This window comes from Alkalicoccobacillus plakortidis (assembly GCF_023703085.1).
GTDB classification, from domain to species: domain Bacteria; phylum Bacillota; class Bacilli; order Bacillales; family Bacillaceae_D; genus Alkalicoccobacillus; species Alkalicoccobacillus plakortidis.
Map to the genome: position 1 here is coordinate 405542 of NZ_JAMQJY010000001.1, position 24291 is coordinate 429832.

The window sequence follows — 24291 nt, forward strand, 5'->3', positions numbered from 1 at the left end:
TTTTATTGTATTACTAACCTCCTCTTCTAGATTTAGTTTCTATCAGTATACTTTCTCTTATTAGGGAATTATAGACTACTATCCGCTCTAACTATCATCTACTCTCAGATATTATCATTAAAGTATGACAAAACAACGTTCTTTTCACTAAGGCAAAATAAACAATCGATGTTTTGTAAGTTATCTCTTTCAATTCTATTAACCTTTTATTATAATGATTACATAATAACTATTATCATCTGATAGTTGTTTTCGTGTTTGTTCTACAAAATTATACAAAGAAATGGGGAATTAGCATGAGCCGTAATAACATAATTTCTGAAGCGAATAATCCAGATGGAAATGATTCTGGAGGGAAATGCCCTTTCTTACACGGGAGTACAACAAGCGCAGAGTCTAGTGGTACAACCAATAAAGATTGGTGGCCAAATCAGTTAAACCTAAATATTTTACATCAGCATGACAAAAAATCGAATCCATTTGGAGAAGAATTTGATTATGCAGCGGAATTTAAAAAGCTTGATTATGATGCCTTGAAAAAGGATCTTCATGATTTAATGACAGATAGCCAAGACTGGTGGCCGGCTGATTATGGTCATTATGGTCCCCTATTTATTCGGATGGCATGGCACGCTGCTGGTACATACCGTACTGGTGATGGTCGTGGAGGCGGTAATAGCGGCAATCAACGTTTTGCGCCACTTAATAGCTGGGCAGATAATGCCAACGTTGACAAAGCACGTCGTCTATTATGGCCAATTAAACAAAAGTACGGAAATAAAATCTCGTGGGCTGACTTGCTTCTATTAACAGGTAATGTTGCGATCGAATCAATGGGTGGTAAAACATTTGGTTTCGGTGGTGGCCGAGAAGATATCTGGCATCCAGAAGAAGATGTGTATTGGGGTAACGAAACTGAAATGCTTGGAGATAATCGTTACACAGGTGATCGTCAGCTTGAAGACCCACTTGCTGCGGTTCAAATGGGACTTATCTATGTCAATCCAGAAGGTCCAAATGGTAAGCCTGATCCTGTAGGAAGCGGCCGTGATATTCGTGAAACGTTTGCTCGTATGGGTATGAATGACGAAGAAACCGTTGCTTTAATTGCTGGCGGACATACCTTTGGCAAGGCGCACGGAGCTGGTGATGCCGAGCAGGTTGGTCCAGAACCAGAAGCTGCACCTCTTGAAGCACAAGGCTTAGGATGGATTAGCTCACACGGAAGCGGAAAAGGCAGTGACACCATCACAAGTGGAATTGAGGGTGCTTGGACAGCAAATCCTACGCAATGGGATAACGGCTTCTTTGATCTGTTGTTCGGTTACGAATGGGAATTAACTAAGAGCCCTGCAGGTGCCTATCAATGGGCAGCAATTGATCAAGATGAGAAACACCTTGCTCCAGATGCTGAGGATGCCTCAATTCGCGTGAAAACAATTATGACAACAGCTGATATGGCCTTACGTATGGATCCAAGCGTACGAGAAAATTTCTCGCCACTTCCATCAAAATCCTGAAGAATTTGCTGATGTGTTTGCTCGTGCTTGGTTTAAGTTACTTCATCGTGACATGGGACCACGCGACAGATATTTAGGACCAGAAGTTCCACAGGAAGAGCTTGTATGGCAAGACCCTGTTCCAGCGGTTGATTATGAATTAACAGAGGAAGAAATTGCTGAATTAAAAGAAACTCTTCTCAACTCTGAACTTACTGTTAGTGAGCTCGTTTCTACGGCTTGGGCTTCTGCTGCGACGTTCCGTGAATCAGACAAGCGTGGTGGTGCAAATGGTGCACGTATCCGTCTTGAGCCACAACGAAATTGGGAAGTGAATCAGCCTGAGCAGCTTTCAAAAGTGTTACATGTACTAGAAGATATCCAAGCTACAACTGAGAAAAATGTGAGTATCGCCGATTTAATCGTTATTGGCGGAACTGCTGCAGTTGAGAAAGCAGCGCAGGACGCAGGATTTGATATAACTGTTCCATTTGCTGCAGGACGTGGTGATGCAACACAAGAACAAACAGATGCAGAAAGCTTTGATGTGTTAGAGCCGTTTGCTGATGGGTTCCGTAACTATCAAAAGAATCAGTACAGCGTTACAGCTGAAGAGCTTCTAGTAGACAAAGCGCAACTTCTTGGTCTAACTGCTCCAGAAATGACAGCACTAGTTGGTGGTCTGAGAGTATTGGGTGCAAACTACAAACAAACTGATTTAGGTGTCTTCACTGAGAATGTTGGTACCCTTTCAAATGACTTTTTCACCAATCTTCTTGATAACAATATTGAATGGAAGCCTGTTGATGGCAGCAAATACGAAGGTCGCGATCGCAAAACTGGACAAGTATTGCGCACAGCATCCCGAGTGGATCTTGTATTTGGTTCAAACTCAGTATTACGTGCCATTTCAGAAGTGTATGCACAAGATGATAACAAAGGAAAATTCGTCGCTGACTTTATTGCGGCATGGGTAAAAGTACTAAACGCCGATCGTTTTGATCTAAAGTCTAAGAAAACTCAATTGGCTTAATTCTTATAAAAAATAGACACGTGACCTACAAGGGTCTGTGTCTATTTTTTTGTACTCTCTATTCTACTTTACATTCTATTAACTAGTTTTCACGAAAATAATAATAGAATTTTTTAAAAATTGTGATCCTATAAGAACGTTCTCTCGTTACCATAATAGGTAGTTATGTAATGAAGCATGACTATAAAAACTTTTTGAGAGGGGTACTATTCATGAAAAAAGCAATAATCGCAACAACGTTTGCATCTGCTTTGGCATTTACAACGTTTTCAGGCACAGCTTTAGCCGATCACGAAGGAAGAGAATTTTTAGTTGAACTAACGCCGTATGAGGTAGTGAATGAAGACATTGAAGTGAAAAGTGATGCAACGGGTGAAGCTCATATTCAAGTGAGTGAAGATGGAGAATCTTTGGAATATTGGGTTGAAGCTGAGTATCTGGAAGATGCAGTAGCTGGCCACCTTCACAGTGGTCCAAAAGGAGAAAACGGCCCTCCTAAAGAGTTAGTCTTGTTTGAAACAGATGAGCCAATGGATTATAACGGAGATGTTGCCTCAGGAACATTAACAGAGGATGACCTCGTAGGTGAACTAACTTGGCAAGAGTTTTCTATGGCATTAGTTGCTGGAGAAGTATACATTGATATCCATACAGAAGAGTATCCGGATGGAGAGCTCCGTGGACAATTAGATGAATATGCACAAGATGCAGCTAAGATGCCTAAAGAAATGCCGCAAACAGGATTTGGCGGTGCAAGTAATCAAGGATGGTTTATGAATGCCTGGAATAGCATCACTTCTTTTTTTACTAGATAATATAGGTGCAAATGATTGATATTAAATATCTTTCGGTAATTCCTTCTTGTAAGGGGTTACCGATTTTTCTATACGTTTGTTCTCAATTTGATCCCGTACTCCATATAAGCCTTCAACAACATTAAGGCCTCTCCCAAGCCACCTGCACAATGAACGAGTGTACTTAAATGATCCTTTGTGTATCCAGTTTCTGTGACAGTAATGTATGTGCCTCCACCCTCGGCTTCTTCAAGATCAAAACTGACAGTAGTTGTTAGCTGATTTGCAGGTGACCATTCAAATGAAAAGTGTTTATCTTGAATTTGATTAACGATCCTCCCTCCATCTTTTATTGTGATTCGTTCTTTGCCCCAATTGGTCCACACAAGCGTTATATATGAGGGCTTATTGTGGTTTCATCTGTAAACCACTTGTTCCATTCTTCAGCTGAGATAATTGTTTGATAAACCTCATCAATAGATTTTTCAATACGAGTCTTTTGTGTGATATGTGGGATGTCCATCATACGCCTCCTCTTCTACTTTGTAGTCACCTTGAAGCATTCCATATACAATACAGTCTTTGTATTGATGTTTTGCATTACGTATCATGTGCCTGATGATCCCTTCTTGCTGCATGCCTGCTTTGGTCATGACTTTTCCAGAGGCAGGATTGTCTGTATTATGAGCGGCGCAGATCTTATGAACCCTCATCTGTTGAAACCCAAACTCAATCACCGCTTTTAAAGCTTCTGTTGCAAAACCGTTGTTCCACCAGTTGTATCCAAAAGAATAACTAACGTGACAATTTTCGGTGGCTTCTTCAAAATCATATAGATCAATTTCTCCGATTAACTCATTTGTAGCTTTTAAAACAATGGCCCAATAACAAAAACGATTGCTCTCATATTCGCTTATTATCTTATGTAAACGCGAGATCGTTTGTTTAATATCAACATGAGCTTGGGCTGATACGTTGATCACTTACTCGTTCGTCTGACAGCCAGTGATTAAAAGCATCAAACACATCGTCCATTGTAAATTTTCTAAGCAGAAGTCTTTCCGTTTCTAGTTGAGGCGTTCCGTTAAATTGAATCATAGTACCTCCATGACTTAATTGCTCATTTTAATTGCACTTCTGTCGTTACTCCTTTCGATTTTTTTGTCATAATTCCTCCCCAATTAACCTTAATTTCAAACTCTAATCCAGATTAAAATCTTCAATGGCCTTTTGCAAAATACTCTGTGATCGAATGACTTCTTCTTCAACATAGCGCTTTAATGCTAATGCCTTTTCTGCGTCACGTATGTAATAGATTGTTATCTCTTGATACGAATCTTCTTTTAGTTTTTTTTGCCCGGAACGTACGATTCCTTCATCAAGCAGCTCATGTAATGCTCGATAGATTTCAGCATGATTAGGCGAGTATCCTAGTGGTTTAAAATGCTGCTTTAGTTCATCAAGCATTTGGATGCCATAAGGTCTACTGTTTTCAATATAGGTGATGAGATAGCCCTTAATAAATAATCGCTGTTTAACCAAAAATCCTGAAGGCTTTCTTGAATTACCCACCAGAAAATCCCCCTCCCCTTAATGTACTAATTGTACAATAATGTCGAATCAAGTGATACAGTCCCTTCTCTCTTTCTGACATGAAGTTTAAAAATGACACAATAAAACCTCCCTTATGACAACAAATCACAAGGGAGGAACTACTGCTTATTTCTTATTTCGATATAAGTACATGGTTAATGGAGCAAAAATAACTAAAAAGATAGCTGAAGCTAAAAGCACCCATCCTACTTCTGCGCCTGTTACGGTTCCATACATACAGCCTCTAACAGCCGTTACTAACAAGGAAATAGGATTAATATCAACAAAACCTTGTAGTATATTAGGTAATGTCTCCGGATCAACAAATACATTACTGACAAATGTTAATGGAAACAACACCATCATACTCACCATCATTAGTGATTTTTCTGAGCGCATGATGATACCAAGTGTCGTCCAGATCCAGGAAAGACTGAAACAGAAGATTAAAATAAGTCCCAAAGCAGCTAGAACTCCAATCAATCCTCCCTCTGGTCTAAAGCCCAAGCAATAATCCTAATAAAATCATGATTGTTGATGCCATCAAATATCTGACCGCATCGACAAGTAGAGCTCCTACCAATGCTGAAGGTAACCAAATAGGTAACGTTCTAAAGCGGTCAAAGACGCCTTTACGGATATCATTATTTAAATCTACGCCTGTGTACATGGTAATCTGTGAAACAGTCATGACTAAGATACCTGGTAATAAGAATTGTAAGTAATCCGCAGTTGATCCGGCAATGGCTCCACCGAATAAATACGTAAACATTAACAAAAAGATGATCGGGAACATCGTTACATCGAACAATTGTTCTGGTACGTGTTTTATTCGTAATAATGCTCTGGATGAGAAAGTTAAAGATGAGGATAACGCACTCGGATGAGGTGGTTTGACACTGGATGCGATGGCATCATGAAGGCGTTGATCTACGTCCTTTGTGGCGTTTTGACTCATGCGCTTTCCTCCTTGTTGCTGTCATTCTCTTCAGCTGTTTTTCCAGTTAAGGTTAAGAAGACTTCATCCAGGCTTGGTTGCCCAAGTGAAAAATCACTAAGTGAGATTCCCGCTTCATCCAACGCATTTAAAGCCTTAACAACAATAGACGAATGAGTCACTTGTGAGGTTAGGGCTGCTGCATCTGTTCCCGTGTGAATGGGTCCATCTATTACGCCCTCTAATAAATTGATGGCTTGCTCTCTTTTAGATGGATCACTTAAACGTAATTGAAACGTACCAGAGCCAACAGATGCTTTTAGCTCATCACTAGTGCCTTCTGCAATGATTTTTCCTTGATTAATCACAGCAATACGGTCCGCAAGTTGATCAGCTTCTTCTAAGTATTGAGTAGTGAGCAGAACGGTTGTTCCTGCACTCACTAATGCACGTACAATATCCCACACTTGATTACGACTTCTAGGGTCAAGTCCAGTTGTTGGTTCATCAAGAAATAACAGCTCAGGAGTAACCACGATACTTGCCGCAATATCAATTCGTCTTCTCATACCTCCTGAGTATTTTTTAACTTGTCTTTTAGAAGCTTCCTCTAAACCAAAGGCATGGAGAAGTTCTTTCGCTCGTGCCTTCGCTTGAGTTCGATTATAGCCCATAAGCCTGGCAATCAGTACCAGGTTTTCGATCCCTGTCAGATCTTCATCGATAGAGGCGTATTGTCCAGTTAAACTGATTCGACTTCGCACATCTGATGTTTCCGTAGCAAGATCATGTCCAAAAATTCGTGCTTGCCCTTCATCTAGAGGTAGAAGTGTAGCGAGCATACGAATTGTCGTTGTTTTACCCGCACCATTTGGACCAAGGAATCCATAAACGGTGCCTTTTTTAATCGATAAATCAACTTCATCAACCGCTCGGTGTTTGCCAAAAACTTTGACTAAGCCGTTTGCTTCAATAGCCAGCTCAGAATTTGAAAGATGATTGCTCAATCAATCTCACCACCCTTTTCTATGTCTATTCACTTTCTGAATATTATTTTAATTGATTGTGTGTAAAAGCACCAGTATCCGATGTCACTTCTGCCTTTCATTCTTATCAATATGGTGTACAAATTAGTACTAAAACATGTGAATAGGAATTAGCTTAACACTTGTTCCTTAATCCTAATCGCGATTTCCAAGGACTTTATTGCTGCATCTAGACTTAATCTTGTTCCCGCATTCGTTTGACAACACGCCACCACATGCTTTAATGATTCTTCATAGCAATTTTTGTTTGTTATTTGTATGTCTTCCTCCTTGTTATCCTTATACTTTTTAAAAGAATTCACGACTGTATCTTGATAACTATCTTCTTGGTACGTAATTCTTCCTTCCTCAAAAACAGCCTCGTACCCAACAGTGAATGGTGCCGCAAACGGCATCATGGACGAACCTTCCACACTAACAATTGTATCCGAATAAGTTAATGCTGCCTGGATATGTGATTCTCTTTTTCTCCCATTGATCCCTTGAGCATTTATTTGTAATGGGCTACCGAGTAACCAGGTGATAAAGTCAAAATCATGGATCATTAAGTCGGTGGTAATGTTATGTAAGCCTAAATCCCCCCACAAAGGTGGTGATGTTCTTTTTACATGTAAAGCCTTTAACCTACCCAATTCTCCTGATTGTTTCACTTTAAAAAGGTAAACATTCGGCATCTCATGTTTGATAAACTGATGAACGAACACACGTTTGTTATAGGTCTTTTCTGCAGTAAGCATTAGAGCCGCATCTTCTAATGTTAAAGCCACTGGTGTCTCACAGAAAACATGTTTGCCGTTTTTAAGAGCTTCCACTACATATTGTCTATGTAATGAGCTTGGTAAACAAACATCGATTAAATCAATGTTTGGGTTCGTTAACACTTCATGAATATCATCTGTTGTTTGAATATCTAGCTCCTCGCCAATCTTTTTTAGTTTATCTCTATCTCTACCAAATAATGTGATAGAATCAATACCAGCTACTTGCTTATATATCACAGCGTGATGATAGCCAAAACCCGTACCTAATATGCCTATATTCAATAAAAACAACTCCTTTTTGATTTACTACTAAAAGCATATCAATCTATTTATGACAACAGATTGTCAACAATGTTTCAAAAGAGGTGGAATCATGTGAAAGTACATCGACTCATGTCTATTTTGCTTTTGATTGAATCGCGAGGAACCATTAAAGCAAATGAACTTGCTGAGAAACTTGAAGTATCATTACGAACGATTTATCGAGATGTCGATAAATTATGTGAATCAGGCGTCCCTTTAACCACCACAACAGGACCAAATGGTGGCATACATCTTATGGAAGGCTATTCATCAGGACTAAACCACCTTCATGAGCAAGATTTAATGAATTTGTATCTAAGTGGGATGGGTATTCAACCAGTTAAAGAAAGTGATATGTCGATAAAATTAAATCACACACTTTTAAAGCTACAGCAGCATGCCTCAATAGATGGATATACTTTAATGGAAAATATGAATAAGAGATTTCATTTTGATGAGGATTCATGGTGGCAGGACCCTATTCGTTTATTAGATATAGATGACCTTCTATCAGCTGTCTTCCGATCAAGTAAGATACGAATTACTTATGAGAAAGTAAATGGAACGTCCTCAATGAGGATCATTCATCCATATGGAATTGTTGTGAAGAGGGCCGATTGGTATGTGATTGGATTCTGTGAACTAAGTGATGAGATACGTACATTTAAATGCGAACGCATAAAAGCAGCAGAAACGTTAAAAGAAGAGTTTCTGATCCCTCTCAACTTTTCGCTCCAACAATACTGGGACGCTAGTAAACAAGCGTTTATTGGAAAGCTTATAAAAGCTGAACAATACCATGTCCAACTATCAATGTCTGCGGATTACGCACGGCACCTTTCTGGTTATGAGGTGTTAAGCCGCCTTAAAAACGACTCTGGCCTATTACTTACAATAAATTTATATGACTATGAATACGCAAAAAGCGTCATATATGAACAACTACCATACATAGAAGTACTGCAGCCTGAAGAATTACGTAAAACCATCCAACAAACACTTGAGTATCTGTTAGACAAGTATAAGAACAATGACCCTCATTAATGATCTCTTACAACCAAAAAAACACCCCCAAAGGAGTGTTTTTTTTGGTTCCTACTCTTTCACAGCACCACTTGCTATTCCGGCAATAAAATAGTGTTTTCTAATGAATAAAAACGTATAGCATTGCCTCCAAATAACTGATCAAATTCTTTTCCTGTAAGCTGAGTACTAAGCGCTTCCTCAACAATCGTTATTACATCATCATAAGATGCGGCTAATAGACAAACTGGCCAATCACTGCCGAACATCACTCGACTTATTCCGAACATTTGTACGGTATGTTGAATATATGGAACAAAGTCCTCCTGCTCCCAGTCTTTTTTGGCTTCAGTAACGAGTCCTGACACCTTACAGTAAACGTTAGCAAATGTTGCAACCTCTTTCATATATCGCTTCCAGAAACCAGGATCACCATCTACTATATTCGGTTTTCCTAAATGATCAATTACAGCTTTTAGTTCAGGAACCTGCTTAAGCAATTGAACAATCACAGGTAACTGATGCTCTTTAATCAAGAGATCAACGGGAATCTGATTGTCTTCTAAATATGAAAACGCATTCAAATATGTTTTATTTAAAAGGATCTCAGCATCCGCCATATCCTGAATCATCACACGAATACCGACAAACTTTGGATGTTGTTTTAACTTCTCCAAGTCATCCTGATAGGTACTACTTGTCATATCCACCCATCCAACGACACCTGCAATCGACTTATTTATTTCACTAAGCTTAAGTAAATACTGTGTGTCTTCCAAAAGTGGTGAAGCCTGAACCGTAACGGACTGATCCATCTTATGATTAACTAGTAGAGGGTTCAGATCACTGGGCTGATAATCCTTGTACAATACATCATCATTTTCATTAATCCAATCATAATACCCTTTGCTTATTTCCCAGTAGTGCTGATGCGCATCTATCCTCATCTCAATTCCTCCTCCTTCACGACACCTTTTTTTATAATCAAATTGGCATATTGTGCTTTTTCACTCGTTGCGATAATAGCATACGCCTGCTTTGCACGCTGATAGAATTCAAACCGTTCTACATGCTCAAAAGAATATGAACCAACCTTTTTTTGATAGACCTGCCAAATAGGTGTTTCGACATCGTCCCCTGGCACAACCTTCATTAAAATAAGTGGGGCTGATACATAGTCATCGAGCGGAAACAGCTTTAAAATCGCCTCTAATAGTTCGGGGATAGCTGTACCATCACTTCGGATCAAACAATTGGTATGGCTTGCAGCAGGAAAATGGGCGTCTGCCAGAACGATTTCATCGCCATGACCCATTTCCATTAAAATCTTCACTAACTCTGGGCTTAGTATAGATGGAATTCCTTTTAACATGTAATTCTCCTTTCACAATGTATGTTTTTTTCGATAGGCAGCTGTGTGATGCCCGTTTCTTTTTTAAATAAGCGATAAAAATGAGGCATTGTCTGATAACCTAATTGTTCGGCAATTGACTGAATGCTTTCATCGGTTTGTACAAGAAGCTCTCTCGCTTTTAATACCTTTTTCTTAAAAAGAAAATCACTTACTGTCATGCCAATTGTTCGTTTGAATTTTTTGCTAAAATATACAGGGCTTATGTTTGCCTCTTTTGCCAAGTTATCAAGACGAATTGGTTCATGAAGGTTAAGCTCGATATAGTCAAGACTGGCTTTAAGCCAAGTGAGATTTGTAGGGATTATTTCTTGCTCCTCCACTGAGTGCTCCATCCATCGTTTGAGCTGAATCACTAGCATAAGAATTTGTAAGGATACAGTCTCTTCCCAATTGGTACACTTATTCGTTCTTTCTTGATCAATCTGATTAAAATGACCTTCCACAAATTGCTGTTCATTTTGAGTACATTTGTGACGAAAGATTCTTGCTTCCTTTGCCTTCACACTCGTTTGAAACAATATCATTCGCTGATCCGTTGTTAAGGTCTGCATCGTGGGCGAGAAAAACAAAGCGGATGAGGTCAGCGTTTCTCTATCCTCTAAAATTGATTTATGAATGATATTAGGAGGAATGATGATTAAATCCCCCTTTTCGAGCTCAATAAATGTTTGATCAATAAAAAATGTGCCCTTTCCACTATGAATATAAATTAATTCGCACCATTCATGAGAATGATCTGGCAGCTCCTCCTTCCTACCTTTTGTGAGATTATGCATGAGTGAGAAAGGTAACGTTCCAACTGGTGACAACGTTTTACGAATAGGATCCATTCCCATACACCTCCTAGGATAAAATAAGCAACAATCAGGCTAATAAAAGCTATTATTATAGCTTTAAGCATATGTTAGAATAGTTAAAAAAATCATATCATATTCTGATTCTTTTTTGAGGGAATTTTTTCTTTTATGAAGGAGGTGAACGTATGCGTTTAGCTAACAAGATCGTTCTAATTACTGGAGCTGGTTCAGGGATTGGAAGAGTCACAGCAGAACTTTTTGCCAAAGAAGGAGCTACGGTCATTGTCAATGACATTGATACAACACGTGGTGAGGAAACCGTTCAGCTCATACAAAACGCTAATGGAAAAGCCGTATTTATGCAAGCGGATACAACGGATGCAACCTCTGTGGAAACCATGATCCAAACGATTATTCAAACGTATTCTGTCATTGATATTCTTTTTAATAATGCCGGAATTAGTGGGATTGGTCGCTTGCACGAGCTTGAAGAAGATGAGTGGGATCGTATCATGAGGATAAATGTAAAAGGTGTCTTCCTCCCAAGTAAGTATGTTCTGCCTCATATGATTAAACAAAATGGTGGCGCGATAATAAACATGTCTTCCTGTATTGCTGAAATCGGCTTGGCGGACCGAGCCTCCTACGCAACAACAAAAGGAGCTGTTCTCTCGTTAACAAAATCTATGCAGGTTGATTATGCACCCTATAACATTCGTGTAAATGCTTTGTTACCCGGTACCATTTTCACCCCGTTTGTTGAGGATTACCTCAGCAAATCAGCAGACCCTGACGCCGCCATCGCTAAAGTAAAAACACGCCAATTATCTGGCGAGCTTGGTAAACCTGAAGACGTGGCAAAGGCAGCCCTATTTCTCGCATCGGATGAATCATCGTTTATGATGGGCTCCCCACTCTATGTTGATGGTGGCGTCGTATTCGGCAAAAATGCCTAAAACAAAAAAGGAGAATGAATGATGAGAATTTGTAATATTACAGAGAATGGTCAAGATTATTTAGGGGTAGTTATCGATGGACGGATTGTACATATCAGCAAAGCCTTAGAGGACACACCTCAGGATCAAGTCCCTAAAAATGTAAGCGAGTTCATTAAAGGTGGTCAGTCAGCATTTGAAAGTCTGCAATCATATGTTCAAAAGCTAGTGATTTCTGATAGTCAACCCTATGTAGTAAAGGAGACAGATTGTGAGTTTGGGCCAGCTGTGCCTAACCCAAGTAAGATCATTTGTGTCGGCTTAAATTATCGACGTCACGCAGATGAAACAGGAGCAAATTATCCAGAGGTTCCTATCCTGTTTAATAAATTCAACAATACTCTAACTGGTCACAATAGGGATATTGCCATTCCAAATGTAACAGATCAGCTAGATTATGAGGTAGAGCTTGCTGTTGTCATTGGCCAAAAAGCTAAAAATGTGAGTGAAGAGGATGCCCTTAAGTATGTAGTTGGCTATAGCACAGCTAATGATTTATCTGCTCGAGATTTGCAGATGAAAACACCCCAGTGGTTGCTTGGCAAAACGTGCGATGACTTTAGTCCAATTGGCCCCTACCTTGTGACTGCAGATGAAGTGGACGATCCACAGAACTTATCCTTAAAAACAACAGTGAACCAAGATGTTCGTCAGCAATCGAACACATCGGATATGATTTTTAGTTGCAAAGAGATTATTAGCTATATCTCCAAGCATTTCACTCTTGAACCTGGTGACATCATCTTAACTGGTACTCCTGAAGGTGTTGTTCTCGGATTACCGGAGTCCGAACGTGTGTACCTTAAACCTGGTGATACAGTAACAGTTGAAATTGAGAAACTAGGAGCATTAACAAATACCTTTATAGAGGAAAAATAAGGAGCGATGTGATGAAGATAACCAATGTTGAAACCTACTTGCTTGATATTCCCTTAAAACAAAAAGCGATTACTGATTCTCAAACAAAATTAGAATCCGTCGAATTTGTTGTGGTAAGAATTGATACAAATGAAGGCATTAGTGGCTGGGGCTTTAATTGGAACTACACGAAAGGATCAAGAGCTGTACAGGCCATTATTGATGACACTTACGCTCCTGTCCTCATGGGAAAAGACCCGTTGCTGCACAAGGCCATTATGAATGACATGCATTATACCAATCATTTTATTGGTCAAGTTGGTATTACACGAGTAGCCGCATGTGCCGTCAACTTTGCTTTATGGGATATTCGATTAAAAAGCTTTGGCATTCCATTATGGCGTTATCTTGGACCTGTTAAAGATAAAGTAAAAGCTTATAACACCGATGGTGGCTGGTTACAAACAACAACCGATGAGCTAGTACACGATATGACAGCTCTTATTGATCGAGGCTTTGACGCCGTCAAGATGAAGCTTGGATTACCAGATCCACGGCAAGACTACGAGCGTGTGAAGCAGGTCCGTAAGGCAATCCCACCAGAAGTGAAGCTTATGGTTGATGTCAATACCGTTTGGGACCTCAAAACAGCCATGGTTTGGGGCAGACGATTAGAGGAATTCGATATTTACTGGCTAGAGGAGCCTATGAATCCCTTTAACAAAAGTGACCATGCTAAGCTGGCTCAAGCCTTGGATGTACCAATCGCTGTTGGCGAGACGATTTATACTAAATACGATTTCCGTGAATATATAGAGGCTGGCGCTGTTGATATTGTTCAGGCTGATGCAACAAAGCTCTCAGGCATAGATGAGTGGTTAGATGTCGCGGCCCTTGCCCGTTGCCATGATCTTGAGGTCATACCACATACAAATGTGCAGCAAAAGCTTCACGTTCAGCTTGCAGCCGCCTCATCTAACGTCCCGATGGTCGAATGCTGTTATGAATCAATTAGTGATATATGGGAGGATCCTATTAAGGTTGTGAATGGCTACTATACGCTTCCAGAGGAACCAGGGCTCGGATGTAAGTTAACAGATTATGTGCTAAAGGAACATCGAATTGGTTAATTGAATCTATTATAGTTGGGAGGTTGGTCGATGAAACGTTTAGAAAATAAAGTAGCACTCGTCACCGGAGGAAGCAGAGGAATTGGTGTTTCGATTGTCGAACGACTTGCAGAAGAAGGAGCTCATGTAGCGATTAACTACCACTCAGCAAGCTCCAAACAACTCGCTGAGGATTTGAAAGAAAAAATAGAAGCGATGCATAACATTAAAGCCATCACAATCCAAGCAAATGTTGGTGTAAAAGACGATGTAGAACGTATGGTCTCAGAGGTTGAAGACACACTCGGCGATGTAGAGATTTTAGTTAATAATGCTGGTATCGCACCCTTTGAATCCTTTCTAACTCTATCTGAGGAAACGTGGGATATGACCTATCAAACTAATGTTAAGTCTATTTTCCTATTAAGCCAACGCGTCGCGCAAAAGATGGTCAAAAAAAGAGCAGGCAAAATTGTGAATATCACTTCAACAGCTAGCTTGCTTGTAACAAGTCCTGTCATTCCACACTATATCTCGTCTAAAGCCGCCGCCTCCCAGTTAACAAAGGCACTTGCCATTGAGTTAGGTCGCTATCAAATCAACGTCAATGCCGTCGGACCAAGCACCGTGGAAACAGACATGACAACTGAGATGTTTGAGGATAAAGAGAACTATCAACGTGAAGTCGAAGCCAATCCGATGAAACGATTAGGAACATCCAAACAAATTGGTGATGCCGTTGTCTTTTTAGCTTCAGATGAAGCCGAACAAGTCAACGGCCACCTCCTGATGGTGGATGGCGGTTTAACAGTGAAGGCTGCTCAGCCTGATGATCATTTGCAGCATTGATTGGTAGTTGATTAAACAGGGTTTCGGTCTTAGCAGGAAGATTTTGCGCTACAGTAAGAAACCTCTATGCTTTATCAAAAAGTATTAAATGTTTAGTAAGAGCCAAAACCCGTTACAAAGGACTCTTTCTATTCTACCAAGACATGTTGATCGTTCATCAAGAAACAATACCTATCATCAAGATCTTTCATACGCTTAGTCAGAAGGTTTAATCATAATCAAGAAGAATAAAGCTGATGGTAGCCAACCTGGGAGTAATAATTTAGATATTCAATGGTTTGAGAAGTATCACTTAAACGTATGAGTAATTGACCAGACCCCACTGAAGCTTTTAACTCTTCAATTGTCCCTTCGGCTATATTTTTCCCTTGGTCTATTACTCAATTCGATCTACTTCTCTAAGATTTTATATTGTTAGCAGAACGGTTATTCCAGCACTCACTAAAGCATACACAATGTCCAGGGGAGTATTATCCCCTTATACAAAAGGGCCGGACAATGAGCTGTCAAAATGACGTCATTGTCCGGCCCTTTTTTTGGCTAAAAGAGTTTTGTCACAGCCCCATCAATTCTGTTATCTACTCCTTCACCGCTCCACTCGCAATGCCAGCTATAAAAAATCGTTGCAAGAATAGAAACATGATAAAGATTGGCAGTACTGATATGGATGCAGCTAACATCAATTGCCCGTAATCAAGGTTATCCTGTCCTGCCAAAATAGACAATACAATCGGCAGTGTGTACATATCCTCAGTCACGATAGCTACAAGTGGCCATAGGAAGTTATTCCATTGATGTGTGAATAAAAAGATAGCCACTGCCCCGATGGCTGGAAGCATCATCGGTAATGAAATCTGAAAGAAAATACGGTATTCTCCGCAGCCGTCAATCCGTGCTGACTCTAACAATGAATCAGGAATCGATTTCATGCTTTGCCTCATAAGAAATATCGCGAATGGGTAAGCGAGCTGTGGCAAGATAATCGCACTGTACGTATTCAAAATCCCCAGATTAGCAAAAAGCTCGAATTGAGGAATAATCAATGCCTGATATGGAATCATCATTGATACAAGTAACATTGCAAACAATGTGTTCCGACCTTTAAACGTATATTTTGCAAAGGCATAACCTGCTGCTGCACTGAACAAGCCTGCCACGACTGTAAATATTACGGTAATAATCGTGGAATTCAATAACGCTTGAAAGATATCAATGTTATCTAAAAGGTTTCGAAAGTTTACTGCTAACTGGTCACCAGGAATAAGATTGGGTGGTACAGAAAGCAATGCTCCTGATGAGTTCGTTGCACCAACAATCATCCAGTAGAATGGTCCAAGTGTGATGAACAAGCCAAGCACTAGCACAAGATATTTTAATAGCTTACCTAGGATATTCAATCGTCATCACCTGCCAATTTAAACTGAATAAACGATAGTAGCGCTATGATAAGAACAACGATATAAGCGATCGCTGAAGCATAACCAAAGTCAAAGTATTCAAATCCATTTTCATATAAATACATGGTAACCGTTGTTGTGGCATTAATCGGTCCACCACCAGTTAAGTTAAATGCTTCATCAAACAATTGAAACGTCCCGATTGTTGACATGACCACAGCAAATAGTAAAACGGGCTTTAACTGGGGCAAAGTGATTGAAAAGAACTTGCGGATAGGGCTGGCCCCATCGATACTAGCTGCTTCATAAAGATCTTTAGGTATTACTTGAAGACCAGCTAAGATAATAATCATGTTATAGCCTGTCCATCGCCAGATTGTAACCATAATAAGAGATACTTTGGCCCAAAAAGGATCATTTAACCAAGGGATACGATCAATGCCTACGCTCGAAAGCATATAATTTATAATCCCAAAGTCTTGATTTAAAATTAATAGAAAAATAATCGCTGCAGCGACTAATGATGTAACAGTTGGTGTAAAAAAAGCTACACGTAGCACACCTTTCAAGCGATGAATTCCACTATGTAATACATTCGCAAGTACAACGGCAAACATAATCATAATTGGAACTTGAAATATGAGTATAATGAAAGTGTTTAACAGTGATTCATAAAATAAGCTATCTTGAAACAGGCGTATATAATTCTCAAACCCTGCAAAAGTATTAATGCCTGCTTCATTTGTTGTAAAGCTAAGGAATAATGAATATACTACGGGATAACCCGTAAACATCAAAAACAGTAGAACGGTTGGTGCAATAAACACATATGGTGCGAGTCCTGCTTGATTTTTCGGGCTTTTGCCTTTTACTTTTTTATGGGTGACAGAATTACTCATCGCTTGCCTCCCGTCCCGTGGCTGCTTCTAATCGATTTCCTGCAGTCTCAAGAGCCTCATCTACAGTCACGTTCTCCAAAATAACTCGTCCAATGGCATCGTTAAAATTATTTTGAGCCCTCAAATAATCATCAGTGAAGTTAACAATCGGTAAATCTATTGCCTCTTCCCCAAAAAGGGTAAAGATTTCTTGACCACCAAAGAACTCATCTCCTTCAGCGAGCTCTGGTCGCTCAATGGCTTCGATAAGAGCCGGATATGCACCGTAAGCTTGTGCCCCGTAAACTTGATTGTCAACGTTTACAGAAGCAAATTCTCCAAATAAATACGCCGCTTCTTTATTACTTGATACAGATGTAATCGCAAGGTTTGATCCACCATCATTTGCGGCAGTTAAACCACCTTCCTCAAATACAGGAAGCTTCATGACTCTCCATAAGCCTTCTTGCTCTGGCATCTGGTCCTCGATAATCCCTTTTTGCCATGACCCACTGATCACTGATGCAACCGCATCATTTTTAATTGCCGCATTTACTTCCTCACCCGTAGAAGCGTAAAGGAAAATTCCTGCATCGTCCATTGCTTTTAATGTTTCCATCGAACGATGAGCTGCCTCTGTATTAGCAGTAACTCTTCCATCTAGGTCAAAATATAATAAATCATGCTGTTGTAGCATCGCTCTGTAAAATTGAGTGTCTCCGTTAAATTGCATTCCAGTCATTAACGTGCCAGTTTCGTCAAGCATTTGTTCACCTGCTGCAATATAATCATCCCATGTAATGATCTCATCTGGATCAATACCTGCATCTTCAAAAAGATCGACTCGATAAAATACAGTCATCGGTCCCGTATCTCTAGGGAATGCCATGATCCCATCATCATCATTTATGAGTGGAGCAATTTTTCCTTCAACAAATTTATCACGATGCTCATCAAACCCCATATCTGATAAGTTAACAAAGCTTTCGCTGAAATTCTCCATGTAGAGATCAATTCGTTGATTTTCTACTTGGACAAGATCAGGAAGCTGACTCTCAACACCAGCTGCAAGGCCAGTTGTTAATCTTTGATACACTTGATCTCCACTTAGTTTTAACACGTCTACATTAATATCAGGGTACTTCTCTTCAAAATCTGGAACAATATCAAGTAAATACTCAGCCTCTAAATTCCATGCCCACACTGTCACGTCACCGGAAGGTCCATCTGATTCCTGATTCTCCGTCTCACTACATCCCGTCAAAGCAAGGCCTAAACAAGCTATGCTTAACGGTATTTTATACCGCATACCATTCCCTCCCATTAATGAAAAGTTCAAATAATGCAACTTAAAAAATGTGATAACGATCTCATATGTTAACGCTTCCATTTATAGCATAAGGATAATTTTACGTCAAATCATATCCATTGGGTTAAGATATTATAAATATCATTTTGTTTTTAGTTTTATTATGAATACGTTACTTAAAACTGTAGTATGTAATATTATAGTTTTGGCATGTTTATGATTAGTTTCCTTACTCTTTTTCTTTTCTGTTTATCCCGTATTGTTCTCAAAGCTTAAGCCTAGTTTTATGCAAAGGTCATAACTTGCATAGTATTGACGATGTAGATGTGCACACAGCAGTGGATGCTTAACATTAAGAGGTATCAAAGTATAACTAGGTACATGAAAACTAACTAAAGGCATTTAATTTCAAAAGAAGAACGCTCCTAACATTAGGAACGTTCTTCTTAATACATATTCTTTGTAAAAAAATTAGCAGTTTTGGTGTACCAATTTGGTTTATCTATAACACTAATTCACATTTACATTTACAAGATATTGATCGTACGCTTTTTGCATGATTTCTACATAACGATCAATACCTAACGATTCTAGACCAGTTACATAGCTGTCCCAATCTGTATCAAAATCAAGTTCTCCTACGATAAAACGTACAGCATTTTGCTCCACATTTGCCTTAATATTTGTTTCTAATGTAGTTACTTCTTCTTGTACTAGTTCTTCAAACCAAACACTCCAATAAGGGAATACTTGGTTCGGCTCCATCCCCTCATATAAATAAGTCGCTTCTTGTAAATGACGTTCAAAACCTTCTTGTTTATAAATACTCGACCTGCACCCATGAATCTCTAAATTCTGCTGGATGATAATATTGTGCACTAGTACCCTAAATAAATTCCTTTAAATATCTTTATCTTCGTTTGGTTTTGTTAGATTTTTAACTGATCATTATGGTAAATGAAATTATAATTTAAAGGTATACATTGATTGATCTTCTTTCATTTTTATAGTCAGCTTGCTTTTTGTACCTTCCACAAGCTCAAATAATTGCTCAATATGGTATACACCTGATTTCATGTTATTTTCATACGTAATATGAGCAATGGATGCAGCAACCTTTGCGGTGATATTTGATTGATTGTGTCCGTTAGTTAATTGATCGCTCAATATGGCTCGTTGACGAATAAGCATCCACTTTAATCGCAAACTGATCCGACCCGATATTTAATCTCTCAATTAGTGACACAAGACGATTGCGGAGTTTTTTGTTTTTTAAACATCTTGATAGTTTTAGAATCCCGATTAATGCAGCGATAGTAGTAATAAATGTTGAATCAAAACAAAGTCTTGTTGTCACACTGGGAATAGACAGTGTATGTCGCAAGGTATATTGATCTGAAAAAGGAAATTCATAAACATTGCGATTTCCTACTGGTTCATTGAAATCAATTTTTTTACGTTTATTAAAGGAATTGACCATCTTTACTAATGTCCAATCAATGGCAGCAGGTCCATGTTTCTCTCCAACTCCAAGCAATATTGAAATATCTACTTCCTTGACATCACTGCAGTCTTGTAATGCTTGTTGTACGAGTAAGTTAGTTAATCCTGGAGCGAGCCCCACACTTACTATAGCAGTACCGGGTAATGATTGATTTTTTAGTTCCATCACTTGTTTCAGAAAATCAGAATTCGCTGCAATATCAATATAGTAAATACCTGCTTTTAAGCACATTTCAACAAATATGGTTGATTCTAAATCAAGACACATCACAACAATCTTTGTTTCAGATAACCAATCCGGCTCGATATGGGAATGTACATCATAAACAAGTGGTTGTACTTGGTTTGCCGTCTCCTCTGAAAATTGTTCTGCCTTCCGCTTATTTCGGCCAGCAGCATAAACTTTATTAAGATAAAAACGAACAAGTTGTTGGCAAATACTTCGTCCAACCTTTCCATACCCTCCTACAACAACAATTTTATCTTTCATTGTTTCATATCACTCTTTCTACATAAGATGGCTTCAACAAATAATGCTTTAAAATAACTCGTACACTCATGAAAGTTTGACTCATGGAGTAATTTGATTAGTGACTCACGCTCTATCGGATGATTCGTCACACCCATCGATTGGATGTAATGTAAGGTATGGTGAGTGGGTTGTCCATTTGGACACGATTACTAATCCCTGCATCCTCACAACGTGATTTTGCTAGTTTTAGCATGATAGAAGATGTATCAAGAGCTGTTATTCTGATTCTAGGCAAAGCTTCAGCTAGTCTGACCAGTTCTTCACCTCCCCCTGCACCAATAACAAGAATGGATGCATCTGCACGGATTGACCGACTTATTAGAATGGCTGATAACGTATGTAAAATCTCATATCCAGGTACCTTTTTAGTAATCGTTGCCTGGATATGTTTGGACTTCTGATAGATCCCAACTGTTTAACGGACACATGATTTGGCCTCCTCTTTTTTCCTGTGGTACACTTAATTAATAACTATTCTCAATTATATCGATTAAATACTTTATTTCTATCCCACAAAATTGGGATTGTTGGAGGAACAATGACGGACAAAACCCTTTCTTTACATCAGGTAAGAACGCACATTCGCCAAGCATTAAAGAAACAAATTTCTTTTGATGCATCCTGCATTACGACAGTTGATCCCAGTACTTTGCTTTCAACAGGATCTCTTACTGATACAGTTATTGAAACCATTCATGATGCTTTACTTAAAAATGAATACCTAACTAATGATCTCAACTCTCATCAACAACTTGCCGAGAGCACAAGATCTAAGGCAGTGTCTTTACAACACTCACAAAAACCAAATGCAAGCATACGACTACACACCATTTTAATTCCAGCAGGTTTTGGAGATGAGCTTCGTGTAGCGCTCATCAGCAAGTCAACATGTTGGGGATTTATTAGTCTATTTCGTAAACTTTCAAGTCCTTACTTTACAAAGGAAGAATTAAAGTTGTTATCTAGACTCGCCAGTTTTTTTGCTGAAGATCTTCAATCAAAACAAGCTCAGTTAGTGAAAACAAAAGACAATGATTTTACGCCAGGTTTACTCATTCTAAATAAAGACCTTCAACTTATTTACTCAACAGGTGAAGGAGAAAAATGGCTTGCACTCATGAGAGAATGGGAAGGTTTATCAGAAAGTCAGCTACCTCGCTCCTTTCAAACCTTATCGATACAATTACAAAAGGAGAATACAGACCATGCAACACTCATTACGAGCAACTTATTTGGTGGCATTATGCAGGTACGTGCAGAACAACTCCATCATTTGAAACAGGACAATACAATTGCGTTTCATATTGAAAAGGCTTCAATTGAAAACAATCAATTTTATATTCAATCACACTACCAGTTAAGTAATCGCGAACTCGACGTGATTCTCTGTATAAAAAAAGGACTATCAACTAAGCTAATAGCTGATAATCTTTTTATTTCTACATACACGGTTCAAGATCATTTAAAATCTATTTTTCATAAAGTAGACGTTCATTCACGTAATGAGTTATTAAGTAAGATAGATCAGCTATTATAAGATATCTCTTCTAAAATAACTCATACTCATGGCTTCTCTCACTTCCTCCATTGTCTGCTTGCCAATGTTTCTTGCCCTTGCAGTTCCTGCTTCAAGTATTTCATCGATTTGTCGAGGCTGCTTCAGTACGATATTTCGTCGTTCTCGCATCGGCTCAAGCAAATGATTGATGCTTGCTGCAATCATTTGCTTACACTCAACACATCCAAGCTTGGCATTTGTGCATCCGTCATAAATGTCAGTTACTGCTTCTTTTCGAAAGGCTTGGTGATAGGAATAGATTGGGCATACTTCTGGATGACCAGGATCTGATTTTCTGACTCTTGCGGGATCAGTGGTTGCTTTTTTAATTTTTGCATGTACTTCTTCTTTTGTTGCGTCAAGATTAATTGTATTGCCTTTAGTTTTACTCATTTTACTGCTGCCATCTAAGCCAATTAAACGCGGAAATTCACCAACAACAGCTTGAGGTTCTTGAAAAATCGGGGCATATAGCTGGTTAAAACGTCGAATGATTTTTCGTGTCTGCTCCATATGTGGAAGCTGATCTTCACCAACTGGAACGACGGTTGCTTTACAAAATGTGATATCTGCTGTTTGGCTGATTGGGTACCCGAGAAATCCATAATACAAATCTTCATAGCCATTTTCCTTCGCTTCAGCTTTAATTGTTGGATTATGACGTAGGGAATTAATCGTAACAAACATCGAGAAATAAACTGTCAATTCAGCGATTTCAGGAATCATTGATTGCACAAAGATTGTGCTTTGATTCGGGTCTATTCCAACAGATAGATAATCCAACGTGACTTGTTTTAGGTGGTGTGCTAATTGATCAGGCTGTTCAAAATGAGTGGTTAGTGCTTGCACATCCGCTAACATGATAAGTGAGTCAACTTGACTTTGTAGCTCCACGCGATTTTTTAAGCTGCCGACATAATGGCCAAGATGTAGCTTTCCTGTTACACGATCTCCTGTTAATAAACGTTCCATAAATAACGTTCCTCCTAAAAAGTATAGTATTTTGATTCATCCTCTTTTTTCGCCACCAACCATCTTCCATGGCCATCACCCCCTTTAAAAAAACACAAAAAAACCCCATCCAAAAAGGACGAGGTTCTCGTGGTACCACCTTTGTTAGCTGCCTTAAAAACAACTCACTTTTCATACGGAAGAATTAACTTAGGGTCTTCGATACGATTCTACTTGGTAACGGTTAGACAGACCCGGCCACATTTACTATTCTTCAACGCGGCAATTCAGAAGCCCATTCCAAATCAATAGGAGATTGGTTTGCAGCGACCACCAACTCTCTGAACACCTAGCTTGATTTGTACTTACTCTTCATCATAATTATTCGTTTATTAAATGACTCTTTTATTCCCCTAGATCCACATTGTGATATACCTGTTGTACATCCTCAAGGTCTTCTAATGCATCAACCAGTTTCTCAAACTGCTCTTTAGCATCTTCTGGGACTTCCACATCGTTTTGCGCAACCATTGTAAGCTCTGCAACAGAGAATTCACTAACGCCTAATTTCTTAAACGCTTCTTGAACAGCGTGAAATTGCTCAGGATCGGCATGAACGATTACTGTATCATCTTCTTGCACGATGTCCTTTACATCTACCTCTTCCTCCATCATATGTTCTAAAACTGCTTCTTCTGAATGGCCTTCGACACCAATAACTGCAGCTGCATCAAACATATAAGCAACAGACCCACTCACGCCCATATTACCACCGTTTTTTCCAAAAGCCGCTCGAACATCTGATGCTGTTCGGTTAACATTGTTCGTTAAGGCATCGACGATAATCATCGATCCGTTGGGTCCAAACCCTTCATAACGGAGCTCATCGTAATTCTCATCTAAACCGCCTTTTGCCTTTTCAATCGCCCGATCTATAATTGCTTTTGGAACATTATATGTCTTAGCACGCTCTAGAACCACTTTTAAAGCTTGATTCGATTCTGGATCAGGTTCACCTTGTTTGGCAACCACGTATATCTCTCGACCGAACTTCGCATAAATTCTACTTGTATTAGCATCCTTTGATGCTTTTTTTTCTTTAATGTTATTCCATTTACGTCCCATTTTGAACACTCACTTTCCCTTGATCTC

At 39.1% G+C, this 24291-nt stretch carries 25 protein-coding genes, 2 pseudogenes and 1 other annotated feature; of the genes and pseudogenes, 8 read left to right on the plus strand and 19 right to left on the minus strand.

The annotated features are described in order from the left end of the window. Positions 1 to 296: 296 nt before the first annotated feature. Positions 297 to 2532, plus strand: a pseudogene (gene katG / locus NDM98_RS02295) (catalase/peroxidase HPI). A gap of 212 nt (positions 2533 to 2744) precedes the next feature. Next, positions 2745 to 3347, plus strand: coding sequence for a CHRD domain-containing protein (locus tag NDM98_RS02300; protein ID WP_251604218.1), 603 nt, complete (start codon positions 2745 to 2747; stop codon positions 3345 to 3347). 68 nt (positions 3348 to 3415) lie between these two features. On the opposite strand, the gene NDM98_RS02305 is transcribed toward NDM98_RS02300, so the two are convergent. From NDM98_RS02305 to NDM98_RS02335, 7 genes and pseudogenes are all read right to left on the minus strand, one after another. Further along, positions 3416 to 3712 carry an SRPBCC domain-containing protein gene (locus tag NDM98_RS02305; protein ID WP_251604221.1) on the minus strand — a complete coding sequence of 99 codons (297 nt, stop codon included), beginning with the start codon at positions 3710 to 3712 and terminating at the stop codon, positions 3416 to 3418. Positions 3713 to 3811: 99 nt separating this feature from the next. Next, on the minus strand, positions 3812 to 4309 hold the full coding sequence (locus NDM98_RS02310; RefSeq protein WP_251604223.1) for a GNAT family N-acetyltransferase: 498 nt from the start codon (positions 4307 to 4309) through the stop codon (positions 3812 to 3814). Beyond that, positions 4278 to 4424: a hypothetical protein gene (locus NDM98_RS02315; protein WP_251604226.1), complete on the minus strand. Its 147-nt coding sequence runs from the start codon at positions 4422 to 4424 to the stop codon at positions 4278 to 4280. The genes NDM98_RS02310 and NDM98_RS02315 overlap by 32 nt, the downstream gene beginning before the upstream one ends. A gap of 102 nt (positions 4425 to 4526) precedes the next feature. Next, on the minus strand, positions 4527 to 4898 hold the full coding sequence (locus NDM98_RS02320; RefSeq protein ID WP_251604229.1) for a helix-turn-helix transcriptional regulator: 372 nt from the start codon (positions 4896 to 4898) through the stop codon (positions 4527 to 4529). A 147-nt stretch (positions 4899 to 5045) separates the two neighbouring features. Beyond that, positions 5046 to 5877, minus strand: a pseudogene (locus tag NDM98_RS02325) (ABC transporter permease). Then, positions 5874 to 6863: an efflux ABC transporter ATPase subunit, DrrA-related gene (locus NDM98_RS02330; RefSeq protein ID WP_251604232.1), complete on the minus strand. Its 990-nt coding sequence runs from the start codon at positions 6861 to 6863 to the stop codon at positions 5874 to 5876. Before NDM98_RS02330 ends, NDM98_RS02325 begins: the two are co-directional and overlap by 4 nt. Before the next feature lie 149 nt (positions 6864 to 7012). Then, the gene (locus NDM98_RS02335) at positions 7013 to 7945 is read right to left on the minus strand and encodes a Gfo/Idh/MocA family protein (RefSeq protein WP_251604235.1); all 933 of its coding nucleotides are present in this window, start codon (positions 7943 to 7945) and stop codon (positions 7013 to 7015) included. A 93-nt stretch (positions 7946 to 8038) separates the two neighbouring features. Here NDM98_RS02335 and NDM98_RS02340 point away from each other — a divergent pair, with 93 nt between their 5' ends. Then, positions 8039 to 9010 carry a helix-turn-helix transcriptional regulator gene (locus tag NDM98_RS02340; protein WP_251604238.1) on the plus strand — a complete coding sequence of 324 codons (972 nt, stop codon included), beginning with the start codon at positions 8039 to 8041 and terminating at the stop codon, positions 9008 to 9010. A gap of 74 nt (positions 9011 to 9084) precedes the next feature. On the opposite strand, the gene NDM98_RS02345 is transcribed toward NDM98_RS02340, so the two are convergent. Genes NDM98_RS02345 through NDM98_RS02355 form a run of 3 tightly spaced genes read right to left on the minus strand, consistent with a single transcriptional unit; the run spans position 9085 to position 11233 of the window. Further along, on the minus strand, positions 9085 to 9936 hold the full coding sequence (locus NDM98_RS02345; protein ID WP_251604242.1) for an amidohydrolase family protein: 852 nt from the start codon (positions 9934 to 9936) through the stop codon (positions 9085 to 9087). Continuing rightward, positions 9933 to 10361 carry an RbsD/FucU family protein gene (locus NDM98_RS02350; protein WP_251604245.1) on the minus strand — a complete coding sequence of 143 codons (429 nt, stop codon included), beginning with the start codon at positions 10359 to 10361 and terminating at the stop codon, positions 9933 to 9935. The genes NDM98_RS02345 and NDM98_RS02350 overlap by 4 nt, the downstream gene beginning before the upstream one ends. Then, on the minus strand, positions 10355 to 11233 hold the full coding sequence (locus tag NDM98_RS02355; protein ID WP_251604249.1) for an AraC family transcriptional regulator: 879 nt from the start codon (positions 11231 to 11233) through the stop codon (positions 10355 to 10357). Before NDM98_RS02355 ends, NDM98_RS02350 begins: the two co-directional genes overlap by 7 nt. A 152-nt stretch (positions 11234 to 11385) precedes the next feature. Between NDM98_RS02355 and NDM98_RS02360 the strand changes: the two genes are divergently transcribed. The 4 genes from NDM98_RS02360 to NDM98_RS02375 are packed head-to-tail and all read left to right on the plus strand — an operon-like array spanning position 11386 to position 15011. Further along, complete coding sequence (locus NDM98_RS02360; RefSeq protein WP_251604252.1) at positions 11386 to 12156, plus strand: SDR family NAD(P)-dependent oxidoreductase; 771 nt, start codon at positions 11386 to 11388, stop codon at positions 12154 to 12156. Between the two features lie 21 nt (positions 12157 to 12177). After that, positions 12178 to 13074, plus strand: coding sequence for a fumarylacetoacetate hydrolase family protein (locus NDM98_RS02365; RefSeq protein WP_251608883.1), 897 nt, complete (start codon positions 12178 to 12180; stop codon positions 13072 to 13074). An 11-nt stretch (positions 13075 to 13085) separates the two neighbouring features. Then, a complete protein-coding gene (locus tag NDM98_RS02370; protein WP_251604254.1) occupies positions 13086 to 14183 on the plus strand; it encodes a mandelate racemase/muconate lactonizing enzyme family protein in 1098 nt (365 codons plus the stop codon). A gap of 30 nt (positions 14184 to 14213) precedes the next feature. Then, positions 14214 to 15011, plus strand: a complete 798-nt coding sequence (locus NDM98_RS02375; protein WP_251604257.1) for an SDR family NAD(P)-dependent oxidoreductase — start codon at positions 14214 to 14216, stop codon at positions 15009 to 15011. Positions 15012 to 15589: 578 nt separating this feature from the next. Here the strand turns inward: NDM98_RS02375 and NDM98_RS02380 are convergent. From NDM98_RS02380 to NDM98_RS24520, 7 genes are all read right to left on the minus strand, one after another. After that, positions 15590 to 16408: a carbohydrate ABC transporter permease gene (locus tag NDM98_RS02380; protein WP_251604260.1), complete on the minus strand. Its 819-nt coding sequence runs from the start codon at positions 16406 to 16408 to the stop codon at positions 15590 to 15592. Further along, the gene (locus NDM98_RS02385; protein WP_251604263.1) at positions 16405 to 17307 is read right to left on the minus strand and encodes a carbohydrate ABC transporter permease; all 903 of its coding nucleotides are present in this window, start codon (positions 17305 to 17307) and stop codon (positions 16405 to 16407) included. Before NDM98_RS02385 ends, NDM98_RS02380 begins: the two co-directional genes overlap by 4 nt. Continuing rightward, positions 17300 to 18595: an ABC transporter substrate-binding protein gene (locus tag NDM98_RS02390; RefSeq protein ID WP_251604265.1), complete on the minus strand. Its 1296-nt coding sequence runs from the start codon at positions 18593 to 18595 to the stop codon at positions 17300 to 17302. Before NDM98_RS02390 ends, NDM98_RS02385 begins: the two co-directional genes overlap by 8 nt. A 510-nt stretch (positions 18596 to 19105) precedes the next feature. Then, positions 19106 to 19474, minus strand: a complete 369-nt coding sequence (locus NDM98_RS02395) for a hypothetical protein (protein WP_251604268.1) — start codon at positions 19472 to 19474, stop codon at positions 19106 to 19108. 84 nt (positions 19475 to 19558) lie between these two features. After that, positions 19559 to 19762, minus strand: a complete 204-nt coding sequence (locus NDM98_RS02400; RefSeq protein WP_251604271.1) for a hypothetical protein — start codon at positions 19760 to 19762, stop codon at positions 19559 to 19561. Then, entirely contained in the window at positions 19743 to 20588 is an 846-nt protein-coding gene (locus NDM98_RS02405; RefSeq protein WP_251604274.1) for a saccharopine dehydrogenase NADP-binding domain-containing protein, read from the minus strand. Before NDM98_RS02405 ends, NDM98_RS02400 begins: the two co-directional genes overlap by 20 nt. A gap of 127 nt (positions 20589 to 20715) precedes the next feature. Beyond that, positions 20716 to 20865, minus strand: a complete 150-nt coding sequence (locus NDM98_RS24520) for a class I SAM-dependent methyltransferase (RefSeq protein WP_373370349.1) — start codon at positions 20863 to 20865, stop codon at positions 20716 to 20718. A gap of 303 nt (positions 20866 to 21168) precedes the next feature. On the opposite strand from NDM98_RS24520, the gene NDM98_RS02415 reads away from it, so the two are divergent. Next, positions 21169 to 22167 carry a helix-turn-helix transcriptional regulator gene (locus NDM98_RS02415; RefSeq protein WP_251604281.1) on the plus strand — a complete coding sequence of 333 codons (999 nt, stop codon included), beginning with the start codon at positions 21169 to 21171 and terminating at the stop codon, positions 22165 to 22167. Here NDM98_RS02415 and trpS read toward each other — a convergent pair. Further along, positions 22162 to 23160 (minus strand): tryptophan--tRNA ligase, encoded by a 999-nt coding sequence (trpS, locus tag NDM98_RS02420; RefSeq protein WP_251604284.1) that lies wholly within the window; start codon positions 23158 to 23160, stop codon positions 22162 to 22164. The two genes, NDM98_RS02415 and trpS, sit on opposite strands and share 6 nt — an antisense overlap. 111 nt (positions 23161 to 23271) lie before the next feature. Continuing rightward, positions 23272 to 23527: a binding site (T-box leader), on the minus strand. A 17-nt stretch (positions 23528 to 23544) separates the two neighbouring features. Continuing rightward, complete coding sequence (locus NDM98_RS02425; protein WP_251604287.1) at positions 23545 to 24264, minus strand: YebC/PmpR family DNA-binding transcriptional regulator; 720 nt, start codon at positions 24262 to 24264, stop codon at positions 23545 to 23547. Between the last annotated feature and the right edge of the window lie 27 nt (positions 24265 to 24291).